This window comes from Vibrio sp. 2130-1, assembly GCF_033339515.1.
This window is the reverse complement of record NZ_JAWOUT010000372.1, coordinates 1-645: the sequence shown is the minus strand read 5'-3', so window position 1 is coordinate 645 and position 645 is coordinate 1. Positions and strand designations below refer to the sequence as shown.

Below are 645 nucleotides of genomic sequence, written 5' to 3'. Positions count from 1 at the left end.
CATATCCGCTCACGACGCCCTGCCAATCTCGTGCTTTAAAATCGGGATGCTCATAAAAACTGACTGGGCGCATCACGATGCCCGCCTTTTTGGCTCGTTGCGTCCACGTGTTTTCATCAATCCCTTGTTGCCAGCTCAACGTAACGTGCAGCCCCGCCGCTTGGCTGATAACTCGAACTTTGTCACCAAAATAATGCTGAATAGAGAAACAGACTTGTTCGTGCTTCGACTTGTACACTCGCCTCATTTTACGAATATGTCGCAGCAAGCTTCCCTCTGAGATAAAGTCCGCCATCGCGGCTTGAATATGACTTGGTGTGTCACCACTAAGTGCGTCTTTCACCATCAAACATTTATCTACCAGCGATTCAGGCACAACGAGATAGCCAAGCCTCAAACCATTAAACATGACTTTACTAAAAGAGCCGATGTATAACACTCGCTCGTCTCGGCCCATTTGTGCGGCTAACCCTTGCAAACTGGTGTATGGACGATGTGCAAATTGGAATTCACTGTCGTAGTCATCTTCAAGAATCCAAGCCTCTTGGTTCGATGCCCACTCAATGATTTGTGCTCGCTGCTCAGTGTTTAAAGTCGTCCCCATCGGATATTGGTTACTTGGCGTGATATAGAGTGCATCTGCAG

1 protein-coding gene is annotated in these 645 nt (G+C 47.8%); it reads right to left on the bottom strand.

The features are described 5' to 3' along the window. Positions 1-645, bottom strand: a 645-nt coding sequence (locus R7Q09_RS26305; RefSeq protein ID WP_318143962.1) for a PLP-dependent aminotransferase family protein, incomplete at both ends; no start/stop codon positions are given.